Origin of the sequence: Paludibacterium sp. B53371, from assembly GCF_018802765.1 — a bacterium.
GTDB lineage: Bacteria > Pseudomonadota > Gammaproteobacteria > Burkholderiales > Chromobacteriaceae > Paludibacterium.
In genome coordinates, this window is sequence record NZ_CP069163.1 from 1,084,060 (window position 1) to 1,110,523 (window position 26,464).

The window sequence follows — 26,464 nt, forward strand, 5'->3', positions numbered from 1 at the left end:
TGATCAGGGTGGTTTATGCAGCATGCCTGCCTGTTCTGGTCGGTCAGGGCTGTCGTGGCCATCAATATTGCATAAGATGAAGAGATCGTCATCGTCCAGTCCTGATGAGGGAGGCACCCAGGGATGCCCGTTTCATGTTGAGTTCGCTGCGTATCGGTGTACGCCTGTCTCTGGCCTTTGCCTTGTTGCTGGCCCTGCTCGGCATGGTGGCCGCTGTCTCACTGTCCCGGCTCACTCGCCTGGCAGAGTCCACTCAGTCGCTGGTCGATGTGCAGGTACAAAAGCAATACCTGGCACAGGTGGCGGATCAGCACGCCCTGGTGGCCGCCAATCAATTGCTGCAATTGCTGCAGACCACCGACCGGGAGCGGCGCATTGGCCTGTATCAGCAGATGGATAGCGAGCTGGAAGCCGCCGATCTGGCGATTTCGCGGCTCGACAAGATCGTCAACGATGCGGCGAGTCATGCGCCAGAAGCCGAGCAGGCGCAACTGACCCGTATCAAGGTGCTGCGGCGCCAGTACAACGACCGCTTCTACCAGACCGTCAATCTGATTGAGCTTGAAGGGCCCGATCAGGCCAGACAGCAGTTTGACAGCGCCACCAGGCAGTCACTGAACGCACTGCTGGGTGAGACCGCGGCCCTGGCGGCGCGTCAGCAACAAAGGATGCGTCAAGAGCTGTGGCAGTTGCATCAGGCAGAGTCACTGGCGCGCAAACTGGTGGTTTCGCTGTCCCTCGGGGCCTTGCTGCTGGGCATGTGGCTGGCCTGGCGCATGGCACGCAGCCTGACCCGGCCGATCAACGAGGCGGTCGGGGTGGCCGAAGCCATTGCCCTGGGTGACCTGCACCGCGCCGTACCGGCGGGGGGGCGTGACGAAATTGGCAAGCTGTTGCGCGCCTTGCTGTCGATGCGTGACGCACTTTCCAGTCGTGAGGCCCGCATCTTGCGACTGGCCTATGAGGATGACCTGACCGGTTTGCCCAACCGGACGCGCTTTATCGAGCGTTTCCAGCGCTTGCCGGCAGACAGCCGGGGGGCCGTCCTGGTGTTCGACCTCAATCGTTTTGCCCTCATCAATCATGCCTTGGGGCAGCAGATCGGCGACCGACTGCTGCGCGAGATCGGCCTGCGACTATCTGCCTTGCTGGAGGAGGAGCAACTGCTGGTTCGGCTGTGGGCCGATCAGTTTGCGTTGTTGCTGCCCGATGGCGATCTGGCTGCGGCGCGCGCCATGGGTGAACAGATGGCGCTGCTGCTGCGTACCCCGCTGGTGCTGGAGGGGCAGCGGCTGGATGTCGAGGGGGCACTGGGCATTGCCCTGTACCCCGAGGATGGCCAGGATGCCTCGACGCTGTTGCGCCGCGCCGAACTGGCGGCACGGCGCGCCAAGGTGCGGCGGCAAAGCTGCCTGAGCTACAGCGAAGTGGGCGAGGAACCGGTGCATGCGCAGTTGTCCCTGATCGGCGAGATGCGCGATGCCTTGCACCGGGGAGAATTCGTGGTGTTTTATCAGCCCAAGTTCGATCTGCGTACCGGTCGCATGACGGCGGCCGAAGCCCTGTTGCGCTGGCAGCACCCACAACGCGGCATGGTCCCGCCCGGCCTGTTCATTCCTTTTGCCGAGCAAACCGGCTTCATTCGCGAGATCACGCCATGGCTGCTGGATCAGGTGCTGGCACAGGCCGCCGACTGGCATCGTGCCGGGCGGCAGATCGTGCCGGCGGTCAATCTGTCAACCCATGACCTGCTCAATCCGGCGCTGGCCGGGCTGGTGGCGTCGCTGTTGCAGCGGCATGGCCTGCCGCCGTCGGCCCTGTGTCTGGAGATCACCGAGAGTGCCTTGATGGAAGACCCGGCACAGGCGCTGGCGCTGCTTGATCAGCTCGCCAGCCTCGGTGTCAAGCTGTCAATCGATGATTACGGTTCCGGCCAGGCCTCGCTGGCCTATCTCAAGACTCTGCCGGTGCATGAGCTGAAAATCGACCGGGTGTTTGTCGATGCCATCGACGCGACACCGAAGAATGCCGCCATCGTGCGCTCGACCATTCTGCTCTGCCACGAACTGGGGCTGAGCGTGGTGGCCGAGGGCGCGGAAACCCCGCAAGAGCTGGCCTGGCTGCGCGAGAACGATTGTGATCTGGTGCAGGGTTATGTCCTGGCGCGTCCCATGCCACTGGAACAATTTCTCCTCTGGCAGCCTCCGGTTGTATGATGGCGCTGTTTTCAAGCAAAGGAATCATCGTGTCCAAGGTTTCGATCACCCCGCAAATCACTGTCAGCAACCAGGGTCCGTTCGTGCTGTTCGGCGGCGTCAACGTGCTGGAGTCGCGCGATCTGGCGCTCAAGTCTGCCGAAGCGTACGTGCGTGTGACGCAGAAGCTCGGCATTCCTTATGTCTTCAAGGGCAGCTTCGACAAGGCCAATCGCTCGTCGATCCACTCCTACCGAGGTCCGGGCATGGAAGAAGGGCTGAAGATCCTGCAGGCGGTGAAGGAGACCTTTGGCGTGCCGGTGATCACCGATGTGCATGAGCCGTGGCAATGTGAGCCGGTGGCGGAAGTGGCCGACGTGATCCAGTTGCCGGCCTTCCTGGCCCGCCAGACCGATCTGGTGGTTGCCATGGCCAAGACCGGCCGGGTGATCAACATCAAGAAGCCGCAGTTCCTCAGCCCGTCGCAAATCGGCAATATCGTGGAGAAATTCATCGAGGCCGGTAATCCCCGGTTGATTCTGTGTGACCGTGGTACCTGCTTTGGCTACGACAATCTGGTGGTCGACATGCTGGGCTTCAGCGTGATGAAGCAGGTCAGCCAGAATCTGCCGGTGATTTTCGACGTCACCCATGCCCTGCAAAAGCGCGAATCGGGCGCCGCCGCCTCCGGTGGTCGTCGCGAACAGGTGGCCGAGCTGGCGCGTGCCGGTATGGCCGTGGGGCTGGCCGGTCTGTTCCTTGAGGCGCATCCGGATCCGGACCAGGCCAAGTGCGATGGCCCGAGTGCCTTGCCGCTCGATCAGCTCGAACCCTTCCTGGCGCAGATCAAGGCCATCGACGATCTGGTCAAGTCCTTCGCCCCGCTGAAGATCTGATTCGGCAGACGGTGCACTCCGCAATAAGCGGAATGCACCGTTCTGTCCCGCCGTGCATACTGACTGCGTCACCTTCCGGGTTCCAGGGATTGCACCATGTCAGTCGATACAGATGCCCGCCACTATGCGCTGATTGAGCGCGCCATCCGCTATTTGCACCAGCACCGGCTGGCGCAGCCCTCACTGTCCGATCTGGCTCAGGCGGTGCATATGAGTCCATACCACCTGCAGCGTTTGTTTGCCGAGTGGGCCGGGGTCTCGCCCAAGCGTTTTCTGCAGTCACTGACCAAGCAACACGCCCTGGCGCAGTTGGCCCGGGGCGCCGACGTGCTGCAGACCGCGCAGGCGGTTGGCCTGAGCAGCCCGAGCCGCTTGCACGAACTGGTGTTGCATTGTGAGGCGCTGACCCCGGGGGATATCCAGCGTGGCGGGCAGGGGCTGACCCTGGGCTGGGGCTGGGGGGCATCTCCCTTTGGGGCTGCCTTGCTGGCCTGGAGTGCGCACGGCCTGTGCCATCTGGCCTTTGCCGAAGCGCCCGCCGCGGTGTCCGAGGCGGTGCTGCAGGCGCAATGGCCGGCAGCCCGTCTGCAGCGCGACGACGCGCAGGCAGCCGACTGGCTGGGGCGCGTGTTTGCGCAAATCCCGCAGCGTGGCACGCTGCACCTGGTGCTGCGCGGGACCAACTTCCAGATCAAAGTATGGGAAGCGCTGCTGGCGCTCCCCCCCGGACAGGTGTTGTCCTATGGCCAACTGGCCGGGTGCATCGGGACACCGTCGGCCAGCCGGGCCGTAGGGAGTGCGCTGGCAGCCAACCAGATCGGTTATCTGATCCCTTGTCACCGCGTCATCCGTGCCAGCGGTGATGTCGGCCACTACCGCTGGGGCAGTGAGCGCAAGCAGGCCATACTGGCCTGGGAGGCGGCACAGTTTGCAGACTGAATGCAGCAACGGGGTCAGGTCTTTCATGCTGCATCAAGATGCAACATGAAAGACCTGACCCCGTGGGGTATGTGGGGGATTACGGACGCTGGATGCGGAACCAGCTGGCGTAGAGTGCCGGGACGAATACCAGGGTCAGCGCGGTGGCGGCGATCAGCCCGCCCATGATGGCCATGGCCATCGGTCCCCAGAAGACGCTGCCGGCCAGCGGAATCATCGCCAGAATGGCCGCTGCCGCCGTGAGGATCACCGGGCGCGAGCGGCGGATGGTGGCGCCGACAATCGCTTGCCAGGCCGGGGTGCCGTGCTCGATGTCCTGGTCGATCTGATCCACCAGAATCACCGAGTTGCGCATGATCATGCCGCCCAGGGCAATCACCCCCAGCAGCGCCACAAAACCGAATGGTGCGTTGAAGATCAGCAGCGCCGGCACCACGCCGATCAGGCCGAGCGGGGCGGTCAGGAAGACCATCATCATGCGGGCAAAGCTCTGCAGCTGCACCATCAGGATCAGCAGCATGGCGAGGAACATCAGCGGGAAAATGGCAAACAGTGCCTTGTTGGCCTTGTTGCTTTCCTCGATCGCGCCGCCGGCCTCGATTCGATAGCCGGGCGGCAGTTTGCTGATCAGCGGTTGCAGCTGTGGCCAGATTTTCTCCGAGGCGTAAGGCGCTTGTACCCCGTCCGCCGCTTCGCTGCGCACCGTCAGGGCCATCTCGCGATTGCGGCGCCACAGCACCGGTTCCTCGAAGGCCGGCACCACCTGCGCCACCTGGGAAAGCGGGATGACCTGACCACTGCGTGTGGTCAGCCGAATGTCCTGCAGGTGTTCCAGTGCCCGGCGGTCATGGGCATCGCCGCGCAGCACGACATCGATCAAGTCCTCGCCGCGGCGGATCTGGCTGACGGGCGCCCCTTCCAGTGAGACTTGCAGCAAATTGGCGATATCCGCCTGGCTCAGGCCGAGCTGGCTGGCGCGCTGGCGGTCGATCTTCAGACGCTGAGTGCGCACCAGCTCGTTCCATTCCAGCTGCGTGTCGTACACCAGTGGGCTTTGCCGCACGATGTCCCGCACCTGGTAGGCAATGGCACGCACCTGGGCGGTATCCGGGCCGATGACGCGGAATTGCACCGGGAAGCCGACCGGCGGGCCGAACTCCAGCCGCAATACCCGGCTGCGCGCGTCAGCAAAGGCCGGGTCCTGGTTCAGTCGCTGCTGCAATCTGCGGCGCAGGGCCTCTCGCGCCTGGATGTCTCGCGTCTGGATGACGAACTGGGCGTAACCCGGATCGGGCAGCTCGGGCGACAGGGACAGAAAGAATCGCGGCGAGCCGGCGCCGGTGTAGGCGGTGTAGTGCTCGACATCCTTGTCCTGTCTGAGGATCTGTTCCAGTTGCATCACGTCCCGCTGGGTGGCGGCGAAGGAGGCGCCCTCGCGCAGACGAAACTCCACCAGTAGCTCGGTACGGGAGGCGGTGGGGAAGAACTGCTGCTGCACCAGCCCCATGCCTGCCAGTGCAGTCACGAACAGCAGGCCGGTGCCGATCATGACCGTACGGCGATGCGTCACGGCCCAGTCGACGATGCGCCGGGCCCGGCGATACAGCGGGGTATCGTAGGCATCGTGGTGGCCGCCGGCATGGGGTTTGGCGTTGGGCAGCAGCATCACGCCCAGATAGGGCGTGAAGATGACCGCCACCAGCCAGGAGGTGATCAGCGCCAGCCCGACAATCCAGAAGATACCGCCGGCGTATTCGCCGGCAATCGATCGGGCAAAGCCGACCGGCATGAAGCCGGCCACGGTGACCAGGGTACCGGTCAGCATGGGAAAGGCGGTCGAGGTGTAGGCGAAGGTGGCGGCTTTGAAGCGGTTCCAGCCTTGTTCCATTTTCACCACCATCATTTCCACAGCGATGATGGCGTCGTCCACCAGCAGGCCGAGCGCGATGATCAGGGCGCCGAGCGAGATGCGATCCAGCGGCCAGCCACACGCGGCCATCACCACGGCTACCAGGCTCAGCACCAGGGGCACCGAGGCGGCCACCACGATGCCGGTGCGCCAGCCGAGGAAGAAGAACGACACCGCCAGCACGATGGCCAGGGCCTCCAGGAAGGAGCGCTCGAACTCCCAGACGGATTCTTCCACCACCTTGGGCTGGTCAGCGTATTGCTCGATGCTGACCCCTGCCGGCAGACCGGCACGGATCTGTTGCAACTGGGCATCCAGCGCCTTGCCGAGCTGCAGGATATTGCCGTTGCGGCTCATGGTGACCCCGATGGCGAGTACGGGCTGGCCATTGTGGCGGATGGTGAATGATGGCGGGTCGGCATAGCCACTGTGTACGCGGGCAACATCGCCCAGGCGCAACTGGCGAGCGCCGGCCTGAACCGGCAGTGCCGCCACCTCTGTCGCGCTGTGCAAGGGGGCATCGGGGCGCAGATAAATTCGGTCACTGCGGTTTTCCGCCAGGCCGGCCGGGGCGAGGCGCAAATGGCCATCCAGCGTGTCCATCAACTGCTGCGGCGACAGTCCGAGACCGGCCAGACGGCGGCTGGAGAAGTCGACATACACCTTTTCATCCTGACTGCCGAGAATGTCGACCTTGTTGACGCCGTCGACACGCTGCAGGGCGCGTTGAATGTCGGCTGCCTGCTCGTGCAGCTCGGCCGGGCTCAGGTCCGGGGCGCTCACGGCATACAGCACGCTGTAGACATCGGTGAATTCATCGTTGAAGAACGGGCCGCGCACGCCGGCCGGCAAGCTGTCGCGGATATCGCCGACCTTCTTGCGCGCCTGGTACCAGGCACGATCCAGGTCCTGGCTCGACGTGCCGCCTTTCATGTTGAGCGTGATGCCGCCAAAGCCCTGGCGGGCATAGCTGCGGATATAGTCGACGCCATCGATGCCCTGCAGTTGCCGTTCGATGCGGTTGAGCACCTCATCCTGCACCTCGCGGGCACTGGCGCCCGGCCAGGCCACCACCACGGTCATGACCGGTACATTGAAGATCGGGTCTTCCAGCCGCCCCAGGCGGGAAAAGGAGAACACCCCGGCCAGCAAGGTGATGATGAGCAGGAACAGCACCATCGGACGGTGGGTGACCGCCCAGGCAGACAGGTTGAACGATCTCATGACCCGCTCCCGGCCTGATCCAGTTGCAAGCCACTGCCACTGCGCTCGACGGGCCGGATGCGGCTGCGGGCGTCCAGTTTCTGTACCCCGGCGCTGACCACACGTTGTCCTGGCTGGAGCCCCTGTACGCGCACGGCTTCGCTGCCCCAGTTCAGCACCACCACCGGCTGACGCCGGATGGTCTGGCCATCCTCATTGACCAGCCAGACTGCCGGGCCATCATGGTTGTTCAGCAGCGCACCGGCCGGCAGCAGGACCGAGGTGCCGGGTTGTGGCCAGTGCAAGGTCAGTTCGGCGCTTTGCCCCAGCGTCCAGCCGGCACGACGCGCGGCATCGACACGGCTCAGGCGATAACTGGCCTCGAAGGTGCGCGCAGGCTGGCTGGCCTGAGGTGCCAGCGTCCGCAGTACCAGCTGAACCGGCCCGCCCTGGTCGCCCCACAGCGTGGCACTGGCCTGCGCCCGGGCGGCTTGTGCCGCCACGGTTTCCGGCAGATCGGCCACGATTTCCAGTTCCTCCGGCCGGGCGATGCTCAGCACCGGCTGGCCGGCGGCAATGACCTGGCCGGCTTCGACATGCTGAGCGGTGATGACGCCATCGTAGGGCGCGCGCAGCTGGGTGTAGTCCAGGTTGCGTTGCGCCAGGGCCAGCTGGCTTTCGGCCTGTTGGCGCTGAGCTTGCGTGGCGCTGGCGCGACTGCGCTGGCGCTCGGCATCGGCTGCTGCCACGGCGCCGGTGCCCTGCAGACGGGTAAAGCGTGCCTGGTCGGCCGCCGCCTGGCTGGCTTCCGCGCCAATGCTCTGCCATTGCGCGCGGGCAGCCGCCAGGCCCAGTCGGTAGTCCGCCGGGTCCAGTTCGGCCAGCACCTGACCTGCGTGTACACGCTGACCGGTCTCCACCAGCCGTCGCAGCACCGTACCACCGACCCGGAAGGCCAGATCACTGCGGGTACGGGCCTGCAGGCTGGCTGCAAACACCTGGCTTTGCGTGCTGTTTGCGTCGCCGATGCGGCTGACCAGCACCGTTTGCGCTGGCGGCGCGGTGGTTTCATGGCGCCCGCAGGCACTCAGCAGGGTCAGCAGACCCAGAGCAAAATAACGGGACGTCATGATTGCGGGCTTCCTTTGCTTGGGGCGGTGGCCGGCCAGCCGCCACCCATGGCTTTGTAGAGCTGGATCAGGTCGAGTTTGGCCTGTACCAGACTGTCGGTTCGGGCCAGCTCGGCGGCCAGCCGGGCGCGTTCGGTATCCAGCCAGCCAGACTGATCGATCTGACCTTCGGCCAGCAAGGCATCGGCGCGATGGCGTGCGCTGTTCTGCGCTTCGCTGGCCTGGGTCAGGGCGTGCAGCCGGCGTGCCTCGTCCTGGCGCAGCGTCAGGCTGTTTTCCACGTCTTCCAGTGCGGCAAGGATCTGCCGCCGGTAGTCCAGCCAGGCAGTCTGTTCGCGTGCGGTCTGGGCATCGATGGCCGCCTGGATACGCCCGCCGCTGAAAATCGGCAGGGTAAAGGTCAGGCCGATCTGGCTGAAGCGCACTGGCACCTGGCTCACATTGTTGAGGGTCAGTGCTTCACGACCGAACAGGGCGTCGAGATAGAGTTTCGGCCACTGGTTGGCATAGGCCTGATCCAGCCGGGCGCCTTCAGCACGCAGCTTGTGCTCGGCGGCCATCAGATCGGGACGGCGGCGCAGCAGCTCTGCCGGCAGTCCCGGGGAGAGCGCGGGCAGGGTAGCGGTCAGGCCGGGGCTGACTGGGCGACTGACCCAGCAGGACGGCAAGATGGTTTTCGCAGGCCATTTGCAGACTGTGCAGCGCCGGCAGCTCGGCACGCTGGCTGTTCAGCGCCGCCGCCAGCTGGTCGCGCTGCAGGGGGCTTGCCAGCCCGGCATCCAGCCGCAATTGCAGCAGCGCCAGTTGTTGTTCCTGCCGCTGAATGATTTGTTGCAGCAGGCTTTGCCGCGCCAGGGCGCCTTGCCAGAGGAAGTACTGGCGCGCGACCTCTCCCTTGACCATCAACTGGGCCCCGCGCACACCCCAGTCGGCGGCCAGGGCATCATGCTGCGCCGCACTATACTGCTCGCGCAAGGCGCCGGACAGGTCGATTTCCCAGCGGGTGTCCAGGCCGACAGTGCGATTGCGGGTGTCGGGCACCCCCTGTTTGACGGGGTCGGGCAGGCCGCTGCTGCTGTCGCTGGCACTGGCGGCCAGCGACAGAGAGGGCACGGTGGCGCCCAGGGCGGCACGCATGCCGGCGCGTGCTTCCTGTACCCGCTGCAGGGCGATGAGGATATCCGGGTTGGCCTGCTGGGCGTGCTCGATCAGCTGCAGCAGGCGTGGATCATCGAACTGTGCCCACCAGGCGGCTTCGCTTGCCGGGATGTGCTCGTCCGGGGGCGTCGCCTGACGGTAAGTCCCTTGCGGCGTGAGGTTGTGCAGATCACGTGCTGGCGGGGGCAGGGCACAGCTAGTGAGCAGCACGGGCAGCAAAACGGCCGACAAGCTGCCACAATAGGCGGAGTATTTGAGCTTGAACATCCTGCGATTCCGGTTTTACATGTAGAGTGGATAGTAGAAATTATTTACTGAACGGTCAAGTAAAGAAAATGGAAGCAAGTCAATCTGCCGGCAAGCGCGGTCGCCCGCGTGATCCGGAACGCATGCGCAAAGTGCTGGAGGCGGCGCAGGAACAGTTCAGACTGCACGGTTACGAGCGCACCAGCATGGAGGGGGTGGCGCATGCCTCCGGCGTGTCGAAAGTCACGATATATCGCTATTTTCCCAGCAAGGAGGCGCTCTTCGAGGCTGCAGTCAGCCTGCGGACCGACGCCGCCTTCGGTGTCGAGCGGCTGGACAGCGCCGACCCGCTGGCGCCGCGCCGGGTATTGATGCAGGTGGCGGAGGGGTTTTTGCAACTGATCCGCGCGGAAGACGTGGTTTGCCATCAGCGCATGATGATTGCCGCCGCAACCACCAATCCGGAAGCCTGCCAGGCGTTTTATCGCCAGGGCCCGGAGAAAGTGGTCTCTCATCTGGCCACTTATCTGCAGGCGTGCGCACGCGCGGGCAGCCTGCTGATCGAGGATCCGCTGCAGGCGGCCGATCAGTTTCTCAGTCTGTATCTTGGCAGCGGGCACTGCCGGCTGATGCTGGGCTTGCCGGGGCCGAGTGCCGGGGACGATGCCCGTCTGCTGCAGGCCAATGTGGATTTTTTTCTGCGTGCTTATGGCGCGCCAAAGGGTGAACAATGACAAAAAGCATCATTTCCGACATGGATGGCGTGATTTATCGCGGCAAGCAACTGATTCCCGGTGCACGCGAGTTTGTCACCCGGCTGGTGGAGGGCAAGACGCCCTTTCTGTTTCTCACCAACAATGCCGAGCAAACGCCGCTGGATCTGAAACTCAAGCTGGAAGGGCTGGGGATCAGCGGACTGACCGAAGACAACTTCATTACCAGCGCCATGGCCACCGCGATGTTTCTCAAGAGCCAGACGCGCAAGGCGCAGCCCACTGCCTATGTGGTCGGTGGCGGCGGTTTGATCAACGAGCTGTACAACGTCGGTTTTTCGATCTCCGAATCCCATCCGGATTATGTGGTGGTGGCCAAGTCGCAAACCTTCAGCTTCGAGCAGATCAAGAAGGCGGTGCGTTTTATCGATCAGGGGGCCAAGTTCATCGGTACCAATCCGGACATGATCGATCCGGTCGAAGGCGGTTACGAGCCGGCTGCCGGTACTTTGCTGGCGGCGATTTCCGCCGCGACCGGCAAGAAGCCCTATATTGTCGGCAAGCCGAATTCGCTGATGATGATGCTGGCGACGCGCAAGCTGGGTGTGCATCCGGAAGAGGCGGTGATGATCGGTGACCGCATGGATACCGATATCGTCGGCGGGCTGGAGGCCGGGATGTGGACGGCGCTGGTGCTGTCGGGGGTGTCGACCCGCGAGTCGGTCGAGCACTTCCCCTATCAGCCGGACTATATCTTCAATAGTGTGGCCGAGATTGATCCCTTGACACTCTGACCATGGCCGACAGGACAACGGGGCCGGCGCGGGAGATGCCCGCGCCGGCCCCGTTGCGTTCAGCCGTTTCAGCCGCGCAGGCGCTGGGTCACGGCGGCGACGCGGGCGCCATACTGACGGGCGGTCTCCAGGTCGCCTTGCGGCACTTCCTCGACGCTGGCGTCTGCCGGGCTTTGCACCAGCAGGCCGACCGAGCCACCCAGATTGTTGACGTCATTGCGGGTTGCGGCCTTGGTATTGGACGGCGACAGGCCCAGGCTGACCCAGATGCCGCCATGCTGCGAGGCCAGGGTTTGCAGGGTGATCAGGGTGACTTGCTTGTCACCGTTCAGGCTGGCGCTGTTGGTGAAGCCGCCAAAAACCTTGTCCTGCCAGCCACGGGTGAACCAGACCTTGGAGGTGGCATCGGCGAACTTCTTGAACTGCCACGGCACGGTGCCCATGTAGGTTGGCGCACCGAAGATGATGGCATCGGCGGCAGCCAGTTGTTCCCAGGCGGCTTCCGGCACATTGCCTTCGCCATCGATGGCGATCAGGCTGGCTTGTGCGCCTTCGGCAACCGCTTCGGCAACACGGCGGGTATGGCCGTAGCCGGAAAAGTACACGACAACTTGCTTGCTCATGTTTGCTCCTTTTGGTTGGCCGCCGGGTATTCAGCGGTTTGTCAGCATGGTATCTTTTGAATACCAGGTAGCCAAGAAGGCACTTGTGTGTGATTTAGTTACTTTGAGGAAACCACCCCATGAGCGAAAGTGCCTCGTCCTGTCTGTCCTATAACGTGTTCAGCCAGCATTGTCCGGCCCGCATGGTGCTGGACCGCCTGGCGGACAAATGGTCGGTACTGATCATGGAACGCCTGCGTCCGGGCAGCGTGCGCTTTAACCAACTGCGCCGCGATGTCGAGGGGATCTCGCAGAAGGTGCTGTCGCAGACGCTGAAAAAACTTGAGCGGGACGGTCTGATCACCCGCAAGGTGTTCGCCACGGTGCCAGTGACGGTTGAGTACGCACTCACGCCGCTGGGCCGCACGCTGTCCGATACCTTTGCCTCGCTGTCGCACTGGGCCGAACACAATATTCAGGCGGTGCTGGCCGCACAGCGCGAATATGACCGCCTCAATCTGCAGAATGCCTGAGGGGCTTGCCGGGCAGGGACAGCAAGGCCATGGCCTTGAGCAGGCAGGGTAGTCCGGCATAGGCGATGCTCAGTGCCTGCGGCCCCGGCTGCCCGGGCTGATAGCCGGCCAGTGCCAGCAGCGGCAGACTGAGTGCGCTGCCTGCCAGGGCCAGCTTGCCGAGCAGGCTCCAGAGGCCAAAGTAGCCGGCGTGGTGTTCGGTGGCGGGGACCTGCTGACCGATGAGCAATGGCGGCAGCATCAGATCGGCACCCAGGGTCAGCCCGGTCAGCAGGCAGATCAGCCAGTAGATCCAGACCTGTCCTGCCTGCAGCCCCATGGCACCGAGGAAGCCGGCAATGGCCAGCCACATGCTCAGCCGCCATGCCTGCAGTGCGCCCCAGCGCTGACTCAGGCGTATCCACAGCGGCATGCCGAGTGCCCCGGCCAGAAAGTAGCTGCCCAGCAGCCAGCCCGCCGAACCGGCGAGCGCCAGACGGTCTTCAATGAAGAACAGCGCCAGAGTCCCGGCGATCGCGCCGGCCAGGGCATTGCAGCCACAGGGCAGTAGCAGGCGGCGAAATGCCGGGTTGCGCCAGGGCAGGCGCCAGTCGGTGCGCGTCGGCGCGGAAAGCGCCGCATCGGCGGCCGGCCAGTAAAGCGAGGCGAGCAGGCTGAGTGCGCAGAGCAGGACTGCCGCGAGTCGCACCCAGGGGGAGAGGGCGGTGGTCGCCGTCAGCCAGGGAGAAGCCAGACTCATCAGGATGACGCCGAGCAGTCCGCAGCCCTCGCGCCAGGCGGCCGCCTGCAGCTGTCGTGCCGCGGGCAGGGCACTGCCCTGTGCCAGCAGGCAAATGTTCAGCACACTATGGCTGCTGTAGCACATCGCCAGCATCAAACCGAACCACGGCAGCAAGGCCTCGCCGCGCAGCGGCGGAAACCACAGGCCGACGAAACTGCCCATCATCAGGCCGGCCGCCAGATGGCGCAGCCGGTTCAGACGGCCTTTGCCGGCCATGGTGGCCAGCCAGGCACCCAGCCACAGATCCTGCAGCGTGTCCCAGCTGCGCGCCATCATCAGCCAGATGCCCAGCGCCGCGACCGGCAGACCCAGTGCCGTACTGTAGTAGCGCGGCAATTGCAGATAGACCGGCAGCGCCACCATGGCCAGAGGCAGACCCATCAGCCCGTAGCGCAGTCCCGCCCAGCGGTTCATGGCGTGCGACTGCCGAGTAGTTGCTGGCGCAATGGCGGATCACGCGTGGCAGGGGAAAGCCAGATGTCAAAGAAGGCGCGTGCCAGTTCCGGATCATCGATGCGCGAAATCAACTGCTGTTGATTGAAAAAACGACAGCCCTTTTCCGGCTCGTACACGCCGGTCAACTGATCGCCAGGGCGGACGTCGGGCAGGGCTTGCAGCAGACGCTCGCGCCAGGTGGCCAGGCGTTCGCGGTGGTATTTCTGCGGATAGAGCCGGGTGATTTCCTCGATGCTGCTGTCAGCCAGTTGCTGACGACTGATCTGGCGGTGATAGCGCAGCGTCAGCGCAAAGGGCTGACCCGGCCGGTATTGTCCCTGTGGGGCATACAAGGTCGCGTCATAAATCAGCCAGCCGAAATAACGGAATTCGCCGCGCCCGGTCATCCGGGCGTCAGGCAGTAGCGCGCTGACGTCCATGGCTGCCGAGGACGTCAGCGCCCAGAAGCAGCAGATCGCCAGCAAGATTTTTTTCATCCGCGAGATCCTCCGTTTTGTTTCAGCATACAAAGCGGACAGGGAGAAGTCTACTGACCGGTAGTAAAAGTTACTGATCGGTAATGGCGGACCAGACCTCGTCTTGCCAGCCGGAGGGTAGGGCAGCGGGCAAGATGCAGTTCAGCCCGGGAGATTGCCAGCGCGCCTGCTGCGCATCAAACCAGAGTTCGCCTTCGGCAAAGTGTCGATATTGTCCGGGCTCAGTTTGCATGGCGAGAAAGGTCAGGACTTGCCATTGTCCGCCAGCCGGACGCCACAGCCAGAAGAAACGTGCCGAGGGCGCCGCCGTGGACGGCACGTCGAGTCGTTTGACTTCCAGCAGGCTGCCGGCCTGTCCGGAGAAACCGTAGAGGGGGGTAAGGGGATAGGGCATGCGGGGCTCTGTGTGAACGGGACGGCAGCATACCAGTCGTCCATCTGGACGGGAAGTTGGATGGAAGCGGGTCCGCGGCGGTGGTAGCATGATTATGTCATTGACCATGGTGTGGAATCTGCAACGATGGCATCGCTTCCTTTGCCCTTTGTGTTGGCGCTTTTGCAAATCCTGGTGTTGCTGCGTTTGTGGCTGGGGCGCCGGCATGAGGCGGTCAACCCGGCCGTGCTGTGGTTTATCGCCGCCTGTGCGCTGTCCTCCGTCATGGTGGGGTGGCGCTGGAGCACGGCCTCGGTGCTGGTCTGGCATTGGCGCTCCATGGTGGCGGCGACTCTGCCGCCCCTGGCCTGGGTGGCTTTTGCCGCGCCGGAACGCCCGCGCTGGCTGCATGGCATACCGGTGCTGCTGATTGCCTTTCAGGCCTGGTTCTGGCGTCCCCTGCTGGATGCCTCGCTGGCGCTGCAGTTTTCTGCCTATGGGCTGGCCTTGTTGTGGCTGGCAACCAAGGGTGAGTTTGCCGGCGTGCGGCTGGAAAGTACGCGTCAGGCGCAGGGTCTGGCCAGTCTGGCCGGTGGTATGTTGCTGATCTCGGGGCTGACCGATCTGGTGCTGGCGCTGGATTTTGGTTTCGCCCATGGCGAGCATGCCCTGCGTGTGGTCAGTGCCGCCAATCTGCTGATGTTGTTGCTCAGCAGTGGCCTGATGCTGATGCTGGATCGTTTGCGTCCGAGCGAGGTGCTGAGCGAGGATGCCGGCCGTTCGCCTGTGGAGGCATCGCCGGCGCCGGATGATCAGGCGCTGATGGCCGCGCTGGCGCAACTGATGCAGCAGCAGCGGCTGTACTGCGACGGCGAGCTGACCCTGCAGCGACTGGCGCGCAAACTGGGGCGTTCGCCGCGCCAGGTGTCGCAGGCGGTCAATCGGGTAAGTGGTTGTCATGTCTCGCAATACATCAACCGTCTGCGCATTGCGGAAGCCTGTCGGTTGTTGTCCAAAACAACCATGCCGGTCACCGAGGTCCAACTGGCGAGCGGTTTTCTCACCAAGTCCAATTTCAATCATGAATTTGCCCGGCAGACCGGAATGTCGCCCAGCGCCTGGCGGCGTCAGGCATCCCTCAGCGCAGGGCCTGCTGCAGAAATGCGCTGATCAGGGCGGCGACCTGGCGGTGAATTGCCTCGCGCGGGCGCTCCCCGGCATCGTGGCAGATGATGCTGTCGTCCGGCTGCTCGCGTGCCAGCAGCTCACTTCCCCCCGGGCGGCACACCTGCATGAAACTGTAATGCAGCGCATCCTCGATGACCTGATAGTGTCGATTGTCACTTGGCAGACTAGCCGCGACATAGCCTGACTCCAGGGCGGCCGGCAAGGCCGGATTCTCGCCACCTGCCGCCAGAATCAGCACAGGCCGGTGCAGGCCCTGCAGACTTTGCGGGGTAAAGCCGCGGGTCACGCCTGGATCCAGTGCCACGGCGGCACGGATGCGGGGGTCGTCCATGGGGGCCGCCAGCGCCTGGCGATCGACCGGCGTTTGGCCGATGGCCAGCGACTGATACAGCTGGCAGGCGATCAGCGCCTTGTGCTGCTGACAATCCTGCTCCATGCGTTCCGGACTGAAGCGTGCCCCGGCCAGTGCCAGGCTGGTCCATCCGCCCAGCGAGTGGCCAATGACCGCGATACGCTGCGGATCAATCCGCGGCGCCCATTGCGCATTCGCCAGCAAGGTATCGAGCAGATGGCGGATGTCCTGTGGCCGGCGCCACAACGTGCGCGCTATCGCGGGATCCATATGGCGAGTGGTGGTTCCCGGATGGTTGACGGCCGCAACGATATAGCCCTGGCGGACCAGATCGGCGGCCAGCCAGCTTTCATTGGCCCAGTTGCCACCATAACCATGTGACAGCAGGACCAGTGGGTGGGGACCCGGCAGGGGCGAGGCCGATTCGACCACGTCAATGCCGATGAACACGGCATTGTCCGCCACGCGTGTCGTTGGGGCGTCGCTGCTGGCCGGATACCACAGCACGGCCTCGGCGCTGCGTGCCTGTGCCTGGGCGGGCAGGGTGAGTCTTTGCATGCCGGTGACCGGCGCGGCGGAAAGTGCGCTGACCCAGAGCAGGGTCAGCAGGGCGAGCAGGGATTTGTGCATAAGGGCTCTCCTGATGACGGAGTGCTCAGCTTGCCCCGGTCCGGTCCTGCGGGCGACCTGAAACCGGATTGAGGACATGCGGTTGCCGGTTTCAGGACCGCCGGACAGCTTACAGGTGAGGACTCAGGCATCTGCCGCCAGGGCGCGAGCCGCTTCCAGCACGGTCTGCTTGGCAGTCGACGGTCGTTTGCCGCTGCGGTAGGCCATCATGACCTCCCACAGCCATTCCGGCAGCTCCGGAATCTGCAGGCGGATCAGCCGACCGGCTTTCAGGTCCTCTCGCACCGACAGCTCGGGCAGGAAAGACAGGAAGCCATGGCTGAACGCCATCTCGCGCGCCGCCGAGGCGGGCTGGATGGCATGAATGGCGCTGCTGTGCTGCCGTACCAGCCAGAGGCGGCGGATCAGCTCTTCGCAAGCCTGTCCCCAGTACTGCGGCGCGATGCGATAGTTGGCAACATCAGCCAGTTTGAGCGGTGCCGCTTGTCGTGCCAGCGGATGATCGGGGGAGACCACCGGAACGATGGGGGAGCGCCACAGCGGTTCTACCTGGACACCGGCGATGGCCGGGCATTTCAGTACAAAGCCGACATCGATCTCGCCGGTCAGCACGGTTTGCATGATTTGCGGCGAGTGATCGGTATGGCAGCGAATCTCGAATGGGGCATCGACCAGTCGGAGCAGCAGCGGTCCGAACACCGGCGTGGTCAGCGAGGGCAGGCAGGAGAGATGAATGCGCGGCAGGGGAGGCGCCGCCAGCAGCGCCTCCTGGCCCTGACGGAATGCCGCCAGCGCCTGGCGGGCGGGACCGAGAAACTGTTCGCAGGCGGCGGTGGGGATGGCGCCGCGGCGATGTCGCTGAAACAGGGCGTGACCGAGCTCTGCCTCCAGCACGGCGATGCGCTGGCTGACCTGGGGCTGTGACCAGCCTCGCAGTGCTGCCGCCTGGCTGAAGCTGCCGCGTTCGGCGACATCAATCAGCAAGGCCAGATCGCTTAACGATACTGACATAACGATTCCAGATATTAACTATTCCAAGAAATAGGATTCCATGATAGCAGAGCCGCTCCCTATACTGTTCGCATGACAGAATAAGGAGATTGATCATGGCTCATGCCAACCAGGCGCGCCGAAGCGGCAAGTGGTTCATCCTGTTTGATAACCTGCTGGTGCTGCTGGGTTTTTACATGGTGGTGCCGATGGTCAGTCTGCATTTTGTTGATCAGTTGGGCTGGGCGGCCGCCAGTGTCGGTCTGGCCCTCGGGGCGCGCCAGCTTACCCAGCAGGGACTGGGACTGTTCGGCGGAATGCTGGCCGACCGCTTCGGCGCCAAGCCGCTGATCATCGGCGGGATGTTGCTGCGGGCGCTGGGCTTTGCCTTGATGGCCGTCGCGCAGGCACCTTGGGTGCTGGTGTTGTCCTGTCTGCTGGCCGGTCTGGGCGGCGTCCTGTTTGACCCGCCACGCATCGCGCTGGTGGCCAAGCTGGTCCGGCCGCGCGAACGCGCCCATTTTTATTCGATCATGATGATGCAGGAGAGCGCCGGCGCGGTCAGCGGTGCTTTACTGGGTTCCTGGCTGCTGCGTTTCGATTTTTTCTGGGTCGGCCTGGTTGGTACCGCCGTGTTCCTGATGGTGGCGCTGGCCAACTGGCTGATCCTCCCTGCCTGGCGCGTCAGTCGTTCACGCACGGCCGCCCCGCTGGCCTCGATGCGTCTGGTACTGGGTGACCGGCATTTCATGCGCTTTGTCCTGACGCTGAGCGGTTATTACATGCTGTATGTGCAGGTGCTGCTGCTGATGCCGATCGTGATGAAGAAGCTGACCGGCAGCATGGCCGCGGTGGGCTGGATGTACACCCTGGAAACCTGTCTGTCGCTGACGCTGCTCTACCCGCTGGCCCGGCTGGGCGAGCGCTGGTTGCGGCGCGAGACCCGTATGTTGATTGGTCTGGCGATGATGTCGCTGTGCTGGGCCAGCATGGTCTGGGTAACCCAGGCACTGCCGGCCTTTCTGGCGCTGGGGCTGCTCTATCTCGGCTCGATCATTGTCGAGCCGGCACGGGAGGCCTATGTGGCCGGACTGGCCGACCCGCAGGCGCGTGCCAGCTACATGGGGGCCAGCCGCCTGGGGCTGGCGCTCGGTGGCTCGCTGGGCTATTTCGGCGGTGGGTGGTTGTATGACCTGGGGCAACGTCTGTACAGACCGGGCTTGCCCTGGATGACGCTGGCGCTGGTCGGCGGGCTGACCTGGCTGGCACTTTGGCGCCAGTTCAGGCTGCCGCGCCGGCAACAAGCCGGCACCGCGGCCGTTTCCGGGTGTCCGGTGGCCTGAGCTGGCTGGTCATCATGACTGACATGCCATGATCATTACTGGTGTCCGGCGTCTGCACTGTCTAACATGAGTTACGGGCAGTGCGGAGCCATACCGGGCTTGCGCGGTCGTTTTTCGGGGCGCCTTGTCGATGGGCCGTTTGATCTGGCTTTGTCTGATCTGGCTGTGTCTGGCCGTGCCGGCGCGGGCTGCCGGGCATCTGGTCATCCTGACCGAGGATTGGCCGCCGGTTACCTTTGCCAGTGCCGGCAAGGCGGACGGCATGGCCGTGGCCGTGGTGCGCGCGATTCAGCAGCGCATCGGCTCGACCGATCCGATTCTGGTGCAGCCCTTTGCCCGGGGCTATTCGCAGCTGCTCAGCAACCCGAACGTCCTGTTGTTTACCGTCGGCCGCAGCCCGGAGCGTGAACGGCTGATGACTCTGGTCGGTCCGATCGTGGTTTCCAACATCGAGGCCTACTGCCGTCAGGGTAATGCCGCCCGTTACCGCGCCATGGGCGCTGACATGTTCAAGCTGCATACCGGCGCCTACCGCTCGAGCATTTTCCTCACCACCGCCCGTCAGGCGGGATTCAACGTCACCGACGATGTGGCGACCCCGGAAGCCGTGGCCAATATGCTGCTCAATGGCCGGGTGGATATCTGGGTCGATGGCAGTGTGATCGTGCCTCAGGTCATGAAAACCATCGGCCACGATTACAGCGAGATTGAACCGCTGACCATCCTGCAGCGGCTGGAACTGTTTCTGGCTTTTTCCGCAGGCACCCCGGCCGAGACCATTGCTGCCTGGCAGGAGGGCTTTCGCCAGGTCAAGCAGGATGGCACCTTCGCCCGCATCTACAAGAAATGGTTGCCGCACGAGACCGTACCGATGGAACTGAAGACCATCGGCTTGCCGCCCGGCTCCCTGCCGGTGACGGTGCGGCCGGGGGACTGAAGGAGCAAAGGAACTGTCGGCATCTTGCCGGGTCTTTCATGGTCGTTTGTCATTGATCATGAAAGAGCCGTGACCCCCATGAAAATGTCCTATCTCGGAAAAGTGATGTTTGCCAGCCGCTGGCTGCAATTGCCGATCTACCTTGGTCTGATTGTGGTGCAGGGGATCTATGCCTATAAGTTTCTCAGTGCGCTGTGGAGCATGCTGATCAATCTGACCAGCCTGAGCGAAACCCAGATCATGCTGACCGTGCTGGGGCTGATCGATGTGGTGATGATCGCCAACCTGCTGCTGATGGTGACGGTGGGCGGTTATGAAACCTTTGTTTCGCGCCTGCGCATCGACGATCACCCCGATCAGCCTGAGTGGCTGGATCATGTCAATGCTTCGGTGCTGAAGGTCAAGCTGTCGCTGGCGATCATCAGCATTTCTTCGATCCACCTGTTGCAGACCTTCATCAATGCCGCACAACTGCCTGACCACGCCATCATGTGGCAGTTGCTGCTGCATCTGGCCTTCCTGCTTTCGGCCATCGCCATTGCCTTTACTGATCGCCTGCTGACGCAATCGCATCAGCAGGCAACCCAGGCCGGACATTGATTGGCCTGAAATAAAACGAACGGGGTCAGGTCTTGTTTTTTGCATTTCTGCAAAAAACAAGACCTGACCCCGTTCGTTTTGAGGGGCTTACGGCGCTGGCCTGGCCAGTCGGTTGTAGCAGCGGATTTGCAGGATGACCTTGATCATTTCCAGCCAGGCCAGCAGCACACAGAGTGCCAGGACCAGCAGGTAGTAGCAGGAGCCATTGGCAGGTACCCAGCGGGTCAGGACCGGGTGGCTCAGGGTGGGTAGTTTGTCCAGCAAGCTGAAGCCAAGGCCAAACAGCGTCAGCGGCAGCAGTTGACCCCGACTCAGGCGCCAGGCCACGCCAAAGGGCTGGCTGCGCTGGTCAAGGCGCGCGGGTAACGCCAGCAGCAATCTGGCGTTGAGCATGCTGGGCAACAAGCCCAACAGGACGGTCAGCACGATCTCTTCTGCCGGGGCTGGCAAGCCCATCTTCTTGGCCAACTGGCCGAGTGCCACTAGCGGGATGATCAGGAGCATGCTCACCAGCATGATGGCCACGACCTGTTTGCACATCACCCAGAATGCACCGCGGGTCGTTTGATCGAGGCGGTGCAGGCGCCAGTCATGTGCCGGTTCATCGTGGTACAGACGCATGACGGCGATGTTGATCAGCATGTTGATCAGGGTCAGCAGCAGTAATATGGCCAGCCACGGGATATTGTGGCCTCTGCCTTGCGATGCCTGGGCCTGATACAGAAACAGGGGGAGCTCGGTCAACAGTAGTATTCCCCCCGGCAGCCACAGTCGCTGACGTGCTTGCCAGACAAATCGGATGGCGGGAAGGATTTCGGCGAAAAGGGCGAAGCGGCTGGGCTGGGATGGCATAGGGGGGTGATTTTGAAGGGTGGATGAGTGTGATGGGTCAACAGGTGGTCATCGGTTGTCGGTCTTTGCTGCACTCAAGTCAGCTAAGTGTTGATCTTTCTGACAGTCTGTCCAGAGCGCCATGCGTCACCTCAGCCAGTCTTCGTGTGGCAAGTGCAGAACGGGCTCAATCATGGCGGAATCCTCGCTGAAGGAACCTAAGACCTGAGGCGATTGGACGCAGCACGCTGCAAAACGTTCGTGCTTGTCAGTGAGGGGGCCAGTTGGACTATCCGGAAAAATGACTTGCCTGGTTTTCTGTTGAGATTAAAAAAAGCCAAGCTACATGAATAGCTTGGCTTTTGTTCAGACGAAAGACTGGAGGTCAGAACGGAATATCGTCGTCGATATCATCCAGCTTCGGTGCCGGGCGCGATTCCTGGCGGCGCGGTGCGGCCGGGGCGGCAGCCGGTGCCGGCGGGGCGTCGTTGCGGCCACCCTGATAGCCGTAATCGTCACCGCCGTCCATCGGGGCGCTGCCGCCGCCGCTCTTGCCACCCAGCATTTGCATGCGGTCACCGCGGATTTCGGTGCTGTAGCGGTCCTGGCCGGTTTCCTTGTCCTGCCACTTGCGGGTGCGGATGGAACCTTCAACGTAGACCTGCGAGCCCTTTTTCAGGTACTGCGAGGCCACTTCGGCGGTTTTGCCGAAGAACACCACGCGGTGCCATTCGGTTTGTTCCTGACGCTGGCCGGACGATTTGTCCATCCAGCTGTCGGTGGTGGCGATCGACAGGGTGGCGATCGCGTCGCCGGACGGCATGTAGCGCACTTCCGGGTCGCGGCCGAGATTGCCGACGAGAATCACTTTGTTGACGGACGCCATTTACTTGGTCTCCTGAATCAATTGTTGTACCGAGGCTTCGTCCCAGTCCTGCTGGGACACCTTGAGGTAGGCCACGCGTTCTTCCAGCATGACGACCGCTTCCTTGACGCCGCGCTGCAGTGCCAGCATGCGCGACAGCTCGCGCGGGTTGCCGCGCCAGTGTTCGCCGATATGGAACATCATCGACTTGACCGGCTCCGGCGGCACCATGGTCAGCGCCATGATCAGCCAGGCCAGCATCATCAGACCGGTGAAACTGAATACCCCGGTGCTGCCGAAATGCGTGTACAGCAGACCGCCGGCGGCGGCGCCGAGGAACAGGCCGAAAGATTGGGCGGTATTATACACGCCAATTGCCGTGCCTTTGGCATCCGCCGGAGCAATCTTGGAAATGATCGACGGCAGGGTGGCTTCGAGAATGTTGAAGGCCACGAAGTAAGCGCCGAGCCAGGCCACGATCCACCAGAACGAGGTCAGGGCAAAGGCCATGCCGAGCTGGGCCAGGGTCATCAGCGCAATGGCGCCGACAAACACCTGCTTCAGCTTGTGGCGGGTTTCGCCATAGATGATGGCCGGCACCATCAGCATGAAACCGCCAAGGGTGACGGGCAGGTAGACCTGCCAGTGGTGCTGCTTGTCGAGGTGGCCGGTGCTGATCAGGGCGAAGGGGATGACCACGAACATGGCCATCTGTGCGCCGTGCAGGGCAAAGATGCCGAAGTTGAGCCGCAACAGCTGCGGGTCTTTCAATACCTCCATCAGCCGGCTGGTATTGGTTTCGGTGTCAGAGTGAAAGCGCGAGATGACCGGGTCCGGAATGATGTACTTGACCCCGATCATGGCCATCAGGGTCAGCAGGCCGGTCAGGGCAAAGATGCCATTGACGCCGATCCAGTGCGCCAGCAGCGGGCCGAGCACCAGACTGACGGCGAAGGTGGTGCCGATGCTCATGCCGATCATGGCCATGGCCTTGGTGCGGTTTTCTTCGCGGGTCAGGTCGGCCAGCAGGGCGGTGACCGCCGCAGAGACGGCGCCCGAGCCCTGGATGACCCGGCCGACGATCAGCCAGCCGATGGTGTGGGCCTCGGCGGCGACAAAGCTGCCCAGGGCAAACAGCACCAGGCCGAAATAGATCACCCGCTTGCGACCGATGCGGTCGGACAGCATGCCGAAAGGCAACTGCAACAGGGCCTGGGTCAGGCCGTAGCTGCCGAGCGCAATGCCGATCCAGGTCGGGCTGTCGGCACCGGGCAGGGTCTTGGCATACAACGCGAATACCGGAAGGATCAGGAACATGCCCAGCATGCGCAGGGCATAAATGCCAGCCAGACCGAGGCTGGCGCGTAGTTCAAGCGGATTCATGTGTATTGGGGTAGTTCTGCGGTTATTCACATTACAAAAATGATGCTCATCCAAGATGCAGGTGGAGTTAGGGTCCACAAGTCGGGTATATTATCAGGTTCTCCGATCCTGTGAGTGAGGCATGGAAACCATTCGCATACGTGGCGCCCGAACCCACAATCTCAAGAACATCAATCTCGACCTGCCACGGCACCAGTTAATCGTCATTACTGGTTTGTCCGGCTCAGGCAAGTCGTCGCTGGCGTTCGATACCCTGTATGCCGAGGGGCAGCGCCGCTATGTCGAGTCGCTGTCGGCTTACGCCCGTCAGTTCCTGCAGCTGATGGAAAAACCCGATGTCGACCTGATCGAGGGCCTGTCGCCGGCGATCTCGATCGAGCAGAAAGCCACCAGCCACAATCCGCGCTCCACCGTCGGCACGGTGACGGAAATTCATGACTACCTGCGTCTGCTGTTTGCCCGTGTCGGCGACCCGCACTGTCCGGAACATGGCGTGCCGCTGTCGTCGCAGACTGTGTCGCAGATGGTGGATCATGTGCTGGCCATGCCGGCCGAGTCGCGGGTGATGATCCTGGCGCCGGTGGTGATGGGGCGCAAGGGCGAGAACCTTGACCTGTTCGAGGAGCTGCGCGCCCAGGGTTTCGTGCGCGTGCGCGTCGATGGCGAGGTGCTGGAGCTGGACAATGTACCCAGGCTCGACAAGAACAAGAAGCACACCATTGAAGTGGTGATCGACCGCATCAAGGTGCGGCCGGACATGCAGCAGCGACTGGCGGAAAGTTTCGAGACGGCGCTGCGTCATGCCGAAGGCCGGGCGATTGCCGTGGAGATGGATAGCGGGGCCGAACACTGGTTCTCGGCCAAGTTTGCCTGCCCGGTGTGCTCCTACAGTCTGCCGGAGCTGGAACCGCGACTGTTCTCGTTCAATAACCCGATGGGTGCCTGTCCCAAGTGCGACGGCCTGGGCGAGCTGACCTTCTTCGACCCGCGCCGGGTGGTGGCGCATCCGGAGCTGAGTCTGGCCTCCGGTGCCATCAAGGGCTGGGACAAGCGCAATCAGTTTTATTTCCAGATGCTGCAGTCGCTGGCCAGCCATTATGGTTTCGACCTCGACCTGCCGTTTGAAGTGCTGCCGGAAAAGGTGCGCCATGTGGTGCTGCATGGTTCGGGGCGCGACAGTATCGAATTCATGTATATGTCGGAGCGCGGCACGCGTTTCGCCCGCAGCCATCCGTTCGAGGGGATCTTGCCGAATCTGGAGCGCCGCTATCGCGAGACCGACTCCAGTGCCGTGCGCGAGGAGCTGTCGAAGTATCAGAACAATCAGACCTGCCCGCACTGCCAGGGCACGCGCCTGCGTACCGAAGCGCGCCATGTGCTGGTGGCTGGCCGCACCTTGCATGACATCAACCAGATGTCGCTGCGCGAGGCAGAGGACTTTTTCCTTGGTCTGGCCTTCAGCGGTCAGAAACAGGCGGTGGCGGAGAAGATCGTCAAGGAAGTGCGCGAGCGTGTTTCCTTCCTGAACAACGTCGGTCTGGATTATCTGTGCCTGGCGCGTTCCGCCGATACCCTGTCCGGTGGCGAGGCGCAGCGTATCCGGCTGGCCAGCCAGATCGGCTCCGGCCTGACCGGGGTGATGTATGTGCTGGACGAACCGTCCATCGGGCTGCACCAGCGGGATAATGACCGCCTGCTGGCGACACTGGTGCGTCTGCGCGACCTGGGCAACAGCGTGATCGTGGTGGAGCACGACGAGGATGCCATCCGCAGTGCCGACTATGTGGTCGACATGGGGCCGGGGGCCGGCGAACATGGTGGCGAGGTGCTGGTGGCGGGTACGCCGGCCGAGGTGGCCGCCTGCGATCAGTCAGTGACCGGGGCCTTCCTGTCCGGTCGACGTCGCATCGCCCAGCCGTCCGAGCGTCGTCCGGTCAATCCGGATCGCGTGCTGCGTCTGATCGGCGCCAGTGGCAACAATCTGCAGGATGTGACGCTGGATCTGCCGCTGGGCATGCTGGTGTGTATTACCGGCGTCTCCGGCTCCGGCAAATCGACGCTGATCAACGACACGCTGTACAAGATTGCCGCGCGCGAACTGAATGGCGCCAGCGAGGAGCCGGCACCGTATCGCGAGATCGAGGGGCTGCAGCACCTGGACAAGGTGATCAATGTGGACCAGAGCCCGATCGGCCGCACGCCGCGCTCCAACCCGGCCACCTATACCGGTCTGTTTACGCCGATCCGCGAGCTGTTTGCCGGGGTGCCGATTGCGCGTGAGCGCGGCTACGGGCCGGGGCGTTTCTCGTTCAACGTCAAGGGCGGGCGCTGTGAGGCCTGCCAGGGCGATGGCGTGATCAAGGTCGAGATGCACTTCCTGCCGGATATTTACGTACCTTGCGATGTCTGCCATGGCAAGCGTTACAACCGCGAAACGCTGGAAGTGCGCTACAAGGGCAAGAACATCACCGAAGTGCTGGAAATGACCGTCGAACAGGCGCTGGAATTCTTCAGCGCGGTGCCGACCGTGGCGCGCAAGCTGCAGACGCTGATGGATGTTGGCCTGGGCTATATTCGTCTGGGGCAGTCGGCTACTACGCTGTCCGGCGGCGAGGCGCAGCGGGTCAAGCTGGGGCTGGAGCTGTCCAAGCGCGATACCGGCCGCACGCTGTATATCCTGGATGAACCAACCACCGGTCTGCACTTCCACGATATCGATCTGTTGCTGCAGGTGCTGCACCGTCTGCGCGAGAACGGTAATACGGTGGTGGTGATCGAGCACAATCTGGATGTGATCAAGACCGCTGACTGGTTGATCGATCTCGGTCCGGAGGGCGGTGGTGGCGGTGGCCGCATTCTGGCTGCCGGTACGCCGGAGCAACTGGCGGCGCATCCGCAAAGTCACACCGGGCGCTATTTGGCGCCTATGCTGAAGTAAGCG

24 protein-coding genes are annotated in these 26,464 nt (G+C 63.2%); 11 read left to right on the plus strand and 13 right to left on the minus strand.

The genetic code is table 11. The features are described from left to right. Positions 1-134: 134 nt before the first annotated feature. The 3 genes from JNO51_RS05180 to JNO51_RS05190 all read left to right on the plus strand — a co-directional run bounded on the left by JNO51_RS05180 (position 135) and on the right by JNO51_RS05190 (position 4,030). Positions 135-2,216, plus strand: a complete 2,082-nt coding sequence (locus JNO51_RS05180; RefSeq protein ID WP_215781956.1) for a bifunctional diguanylate cyclase/phosphodiesterase — start codon at positions 135-137, stop codon at positions 2,214-2,216. Further along, positions 2,216-3,091: a 3-deoxy-8-phosphooctulonate synthase gene (gene kdsA / locus JNO51_RS05185; protein ID WP_215781957.1), complete on the plus strand. Its 876-nt coding sequence runs from the start codon at positions 2,216-2,218 to the stop codon at positions 3,089-3,091. The genes JNO51_RS05180 and kdsA overlap by 1 nt, the downstream gene beginning before the upstream one ends. A gap of 96 nt (positions 3,092-3,187) precedes the next feature. Beyond that, on the plus strand, positions 3,188-4,030 hold the full coding sequence (locus JNO51_RS05190) for a methylated-DNA--[protein]-cysteine S-methyltransferase (RefSeq protein WP_215781958.1): 843 nt from the start codon (positions 3,188-3,190) through the stop codon (positions 4,028-4,030). Between the two features lie 79 nt (positions 4,031-4,109). Here JNO51_RS05190 and JNO51_RS05195 read toward each other — a convergent pair whose 3' ends face one another. Genes JNO51_RS05195 through JNO51_RS05210 form a run of 4 tightly spaced genes read right to left on the minus strand, consistent with a single transcriptional unit; the run spans position 4,110 to position 9,697 of the window. Then, a complete protein-coding gene (locus tag JNO51_RS05195) occupies positions 4,110-7,163 on the minus strand; it encodes an efflux RND transporter permease subunit (RefSeq protein WP_215781959.1) in 3,054 nt (1,017 codons plus the stop codon). Then, on the minus strand, positions 7,160-8,272 hold the full coding sequence (locus JNO51_RS05200; protein WP_215781960.1) for an efflux RND transporter periplasmic adaptor subunit: 1,113 nt from the start codon (positions 8,270-8,272) through the stop codon (positions 7,160-7,162). The genes JNO51_RS05195 and JNO51_RS05200 overlap by 4 nt, the downstream gene beginning before the upstream one ends. Next, positions 8,269-8,832 carry a TolC family protein gene (locus tag JNO51_RS05205; RefSeq protein WP_215781961.1) on the minus strand — a complete coding sequence of 188 codons (564 nt, stop codon included), beginning with the start codon at positions 8,830-8,832 and terminating at the stop codon, positions 8,269-8,271. Before JNO51_RS05205 ends, JNO51_RS05200 begins: the two co-directional genes overlap by 4 nt. Next, the gene (locus JNO51_RS05210) at positions 8,804-9,697 is read right to left on the minus strand and encodes a TolC family protein (protein WP_215781962.1); all 894 of its coding nucleotides are present in this window, start codon (positions 9,695-9,697) and stop codon (positions 8,804-8,806) included. Before JNO51_RS05210 ends, JNO51_RS05205 begins: the two co-directional genes overlap by 29 nt. A gap of 68 nt (positions 9,698-9,765) precedes the next feature. Here JNO51_RS05210 and JNO51_RS05215 point away from each other — a divergent pair, with 68 nt between their 5' ends. Then, positions 9,766-10,410 (plus strand): TetR/AcrR family transcriptional regulator, encoded by a 645-nt coding sequence (locus JNO51_RS05215; RefSeq protein ID WP_215781963.1) that lies wholly within the window; start codon positions 9,766-9,768, stop codon positions 10,408-10,410. Continuing rightward, positions 10,407-11,183, plus strand: coding sequence for an HAD-IIA family hydrolase (locus tag JNO51_RS05220; RefSeq protein ID WP_215781964.1), 777 nt, complete (start codon positions 10,407-10,409; stop codon positions 11,181-11,183). The genes JNO51_RS05215 and JNO51_RS05220 overlap by 4 nt, the downstream gene beginning before the upstream one ends. A 68-nt stretch (positions 11,184-11,251) precedes the next feature. Here the strand turns inward: JNO51_RS05220 and JNO51_RS05225 are convergent, their stop codons facing one another. Next, positions 11,252-11,806 (minus strand): flavodoxin family protein, encoded by a 555-nt coding sequence (locus JNO51_RS05225; RefSeq protein WP_215781965.1) that lies wholly within the window; start codon positions 11,804-11,806, stop codon positions 11,252-11,254. A gap of 119 nt (positions 11,807-11,925) precedes the next feature. On the opposite strand from JNO51_RS05225, the gene JNO51_RS05230 reads away from it, so the two are divergent. Next, the gene (locus JNO51_RS05230; protein ID WP_215781966.1) at positions 11,926-12,318 is read left to right on the plus strand and encodes a helix-turn-helix domain-containing protein; all 393 of its coding nucleotides are present in this window, start codon (positions 11,926-11,928) and stop codon (positions 12,316-12,318) included. On the opposite strand, the gene JNO51_RS05235 is transcribed toward JNO51_RS05230, so the two are convergent. The 3 genes from JNO51_RS05235 to JNO51_RS05245 form a co-directional block, all read right to left on the minus strand. Next, the gene (locus JNO51_RS05235; protein ID WP_215781967.1) at positions 12,299-13,513 is read right to left on the minus strand and encodes an MFS transporter; all 1,215 of its coding nucleotides are present in this window, start codon (positions 13,511-13,513) and stop codon (positions 12,299-12,301) included. The genes JNO51_RS05230 and JNO51_RS05235 overlap by 20 nt on opposite strands. Then, on the minus strand, positions 13,510-14,031 hold the full coding sequence (locus JNO51_RS05240; RefSeq protein WP_215781968.1) for a chalcone isomerase family protein: 522 nt from the start codon (positions 14,029-14,031) through the stop codon (positions 13,510-13,512). Before JNO51_RS05240 ends, JNO51_RS05235 begins: the two co-directional genes overlap by 4 nt. Positions 14,032-14,101: 70 nt before the next feature. Then, positions 14,102-14,425: a hypothetical protein gene (locus JNO51_RS05245; RefSeq protein ID WP_215781969.1), complete on the minus strand. Its 324-nt coding sequence runs from the start codon at positions 14,423-14,425 to the stop codon at positions 14,102-14,104. Between the two features lie 126 nt (positions 14,426-14,551). Between JNO51_RS05245 and JNO51_RS05250 the strand changes: the two genes are divergently transcribed. Continuing rightward, entirely contained in the window at positions 14,552-15,574 is a 1,023-nt protein-coding gene (locus tag JNO51_RS05250) for an AraC family transcriptional regulator (RefSeq protein WP_215781970.1), read from the plus strand. Here the strand turns inward: JNO51_RS05250 and JNO51_RS05255 are convergent. Both JNO51_RS05255 and JNO51_RS05260 read right to left on the minus strand, forming a co-directional pair. Further along, positions 15,543-16,574: an alpha/beta fold hydrolase gene (locus JNO51_RS05255; RefSeq protein WP_215781971.1), complete on the minus strand. Its 1,032-nt coding sequence runs from the start codon at positions 16,572-16,574 to the stop codon at positions 15,543-15,545. The two genes, JNO51_RS05250 and JNO51_RS05255, sit on opposite strands and share 32 nt — an antisense overlap. A gap of 123 nt (positions 16,575-16,697) precedes the next feature. Continuing rightward, positions 16,698-17,585 carry a LysR family transcriptional regulator gene (locus JNO51_RS05260; RefSeq protein ID WP_215781972.1) on the minus strand — a complete coding sequence of 296 codons (888 nt, stop codon included), beginning with the start codon at positions 17,583-17,585 and terminating at the stop codon, positions 16,698-16,700. Between the two features lie 95 nt (positions 17,586-17,680). Between JNO51_RS05260 and mdtH the strand changes: the two genes are divergently transcribed. The 3 genes from mdtH (at position 17,681) to JNO51_RS05275 (ending at position 20,444) form a co-directional block, all read left to right on the plus strand. Continuing rightward, positions 17,681-18,907, plus strand: coding sequence for a multidrug efflux MFS transporter MdtH (mdtH, locus tag JNO51_RS05265; protein WP_215781973.1), 1,227 nt, complete (start codon positions 17,681-17,683; stop codon positions 18,905-18,907). Positions 18,908-19,037: 130 nt separating this feature from the next. Next, positions 19,038-19,844 carry an ABC transporter substrate-binding protein gene (locus JNO51_RS05270; RefSeq protein WP_215781974.1) on the plus strand — a complete coding sequence of 269 codons (807 nt, stop codon included), beginning with the start codon at positions 19,038-19,040 and terminating at the stop codon, positions 19,842-19,844. 78 nt (positions 19,845-19,922) lie between these two features. Continuing rightward, positions 19,923-20,444 carry a TIGR00645 family protein gene (locus JNO51_RS05275; RefSeq protein WP_215782664.1) on the plus strand — a complete coding sequence of 174 codons (522 nt, stop codon included), beginning with the start codon at positions 19,923-19,925 and terminating at the stop codon, positions 20,442-20,444. 87 nt (positions 20,445-20,531) lie between these two features. Here JNO51_RS05275 and JNO51_RS05280 read toward each other — a convergent pair whose 3' ends face one another. The 3 genes from JNO51_RS05280 to JNO51_RS05290 all read right to left on the minus strand — a co-directional run bounded on the left by JNO51_RS05280 (position 20,532) and on the right by JNO51_RS05290 (position 23,523). Continuing rightward, complete coding sequence (locus tag JNO51_RS05280; RefSeq protein WP_215781975.1) at positions 20,532-21,188, minus strand: hypothetical protein; 657 nt, start codon at positions 21,186-21,188, stop codon at positions 20,532-20,534. A gap of 472 nt (positions 21,189-21,660) precedes the next feature. After that, positions 21,661-22,161: a single-stranded DNA-binding protein gene (gene ssb, locus JNO51_RS05285; protein ID WP_215781976.1), complete on the minus strand. Its 501-nt coding sequence runs from the start codon at positions 22,159-22,161 to the stop codon at positions 21,661-21,663. Continuing rightward, the gene (locus JNO51_RS05290; protein ID WP_215781977.1) at positions 22,162-23,523 is read right to left on the minus strand and encodes an MFS transporter; all 1,362 of its coding nucleotides are present in this window, start codon (positions 23,521-23,523) and stop codon (positions 22,162-22,164) included. Between the two features lie 121 nt (positions 23,524-23,644). On the opposite strand from JNO51_RS05290, the gene uvrA reads away from it, so the two are divergent. Further along, positions 23,645-26,461 (plus strand): excinuclease ABC subunit UvrA, encoded by a 2,817-nt coding sequence (uvrA, locus tag JNO51_RS05295; protein ID WP_215781978.1) that lies wholly within the window; start codon positions 23,645-23,647, stop codon positions 26,459-26,461. Positions 26,462-26,464 lie beyond the last annotated feature (3 nt).

What these genes read in the sequence shown, in the direction of transcription:
- JNO51_RS05290 (WP_215781977.1), bottom strand. Translation starts at nt 23,523, where the DNA reads ATGAATCCGCTTGAACTACGCGCCAGCCTCGGTCTGGCTGGCATTTAT.
- JNO51_RS05260 (WP_215781972.1), bottom strand. Translation starts at nt 17,585, where the DNA reads ATGTCAGTATCGTTAAGCGATCTGGCCTTGCTGATTGATGTCGCCGAA.
- JNO51_RS05180 (WP_215781956.1), top strand. Translation starts at nt 135, where the DNA reads ATGTTGAGTTCGCTGCGTATCGGTGTACGCCTGTCTCTGGCCTTTGCC.
- JNO51_RS05240 (WP_215781968.1), bottom strand. Translation starts at nt 14,031, where the DNA reads ATGAAAAAAATCTTGCTGGCGATCTGCTGCTTCTGGGCGCTGACGTCC.
- uvrA (WP_215781978.1), top strand. Translation starts at nt 23,645, where the DNA reads ATGGAAACCATTCGCATACGTGGCGCCCGAACCCACAATCTCAAGAAC.
- JNO51_RS05250 (WP_215781970.1), top strand. Translation starts at nt 14,552, where the DNA reads ATGGCATCGCTTCCTTTGCCCTTTGTGTTGGCGCTTTTGCAAATCCTG.
- JNO51_RS05225 (WP_215781965.1), bottom strand. Translation starts at nt 11,806, where the DNA reads ATGAGCAAGCAAGTTGTCGTGTACTTTTCCGGCTACGGCCATACCCGC.
- JNO51_RS05205 (WP_215781961.1), bottom strand. Translation starts at nt 8,832, where the DNA reads ATGGCCGCCGAGCACAAGCTGCGTGCTGAAGGCGCCCGGCTGGATCAG.
- JNO51_RS05190 (WP_215781958.1), top strand. Translation starts at nt 3,188, where the DNA reads ATGTCAGTCGATACAGATGCCCGCCACTATGCGCTGATTGAGCGCGCC.
- mdtH (WP_215781973.1), top strand. Translation starts at nt 17,681, where the DNA reads ATGGCTCATGCCAACCAGGCGCGCCGAAGCGGCAAGTGGTTCATCCTG.
- kdsA (WP_215781957.1), top strand. Translation starts at nt 2,216, where the DNA reads ATGGCGCTGTTTTCAAGCAAAGGAATCATCGTGTCCAAGGTTTCGATC.
- JNO51_RS05210 (WP_215781962.1), bottom strand. Translation starts at nt 9,697, where the DNA reads ATGTTCAAGCTCAAATACTCCGCCTATTGTGGCAGCTTGTCGGCCGTT.
- ssb (WP_215781976.1), bottom strand. Translation starts at nt 22,161, where the DNA reads ATGGCGTCCGTCAACAAAGTGATTCTCGTCGGCAATCTCGGCCGCGAC.
- JNO51_RS05255 (WP_215781971.1), bottom strand. Translation starts at nt 16,574, where the DNA reads ATGCACAAATCCCTGCTCGCCCTGCTGACCCTGCTCTGGGTCAGCGCA.
- JNO51_RS05220 (WP_215781964.1), top strand. Translation starts at nt 10,407, where the DNA reads ATGACAAAAAGCATCATTTCCGACATGGATGGCGTGATTTATCGCGGC.
- JNO51_RS05245 (WP_215781969.1), bottom strand. Translation starts at nt 14,425, where the DNA reads ATGCCCTATCCCCTTACCCCCCTCTACGGTTTCTCCGGACAGGCCGGC.
- JNO51_RS05275 (WP_215782664.1), top strand. Translation starts at nt 19,923, where the DNA reads ATGAAAATGTCCTATCTCGGAAAAGTGATGTTTGCCAGCCGCTGGCTG.
- JNO51_RS05200 (WP_215781960.1), bottom strand. Translation starts at nt 8,272, where the DNA reads ATGACGTCCCGTTATTTTGCTCTGGGTCTGCTGACCCTGCTGAGTGCC.
- JNO51_RS05235 (WP_215781967.1), bottom strand. Translation starts at nt 13,513, where the DNA reads ATGAACCGCTGGGCGGGACTGCGCTACGGGCTGATGGGTCTGCCTCTG.
- JNO51_RS05215 (WP_215781963.1), top strand. Translation starts at nt 9,766, where the DNA reads ATGGAAGCAAGTCAATCTGCCGGCAAGCGCGGTCGCCCGCGTGATCCG.
- JNO51_RS05195 (WP_215781959.1), bottom strand. Translation starts at nt 7,163, where the DNA reads ATGAGATCGTTCAACCTGTCTGCCTGGGCGGTCACCCACCGTCCGATG.
- JNO51_RS05230 (WP_215781966.1), top strand. Translation starts at nt 11,926, where the DNA reads ATGAGCGAAAGTGCCTCGTCCTGTCTGTCCTATAACGTGTTCAGCCAG.
- JNO51_RS05270 (WP_215781974.1), top strand. Translation starts at nt 19,038, where the DNA reads ATGGGCCGTTTGATCTGGCTTTGTCTGATCTGGCTGTGTCTGGCCGTG.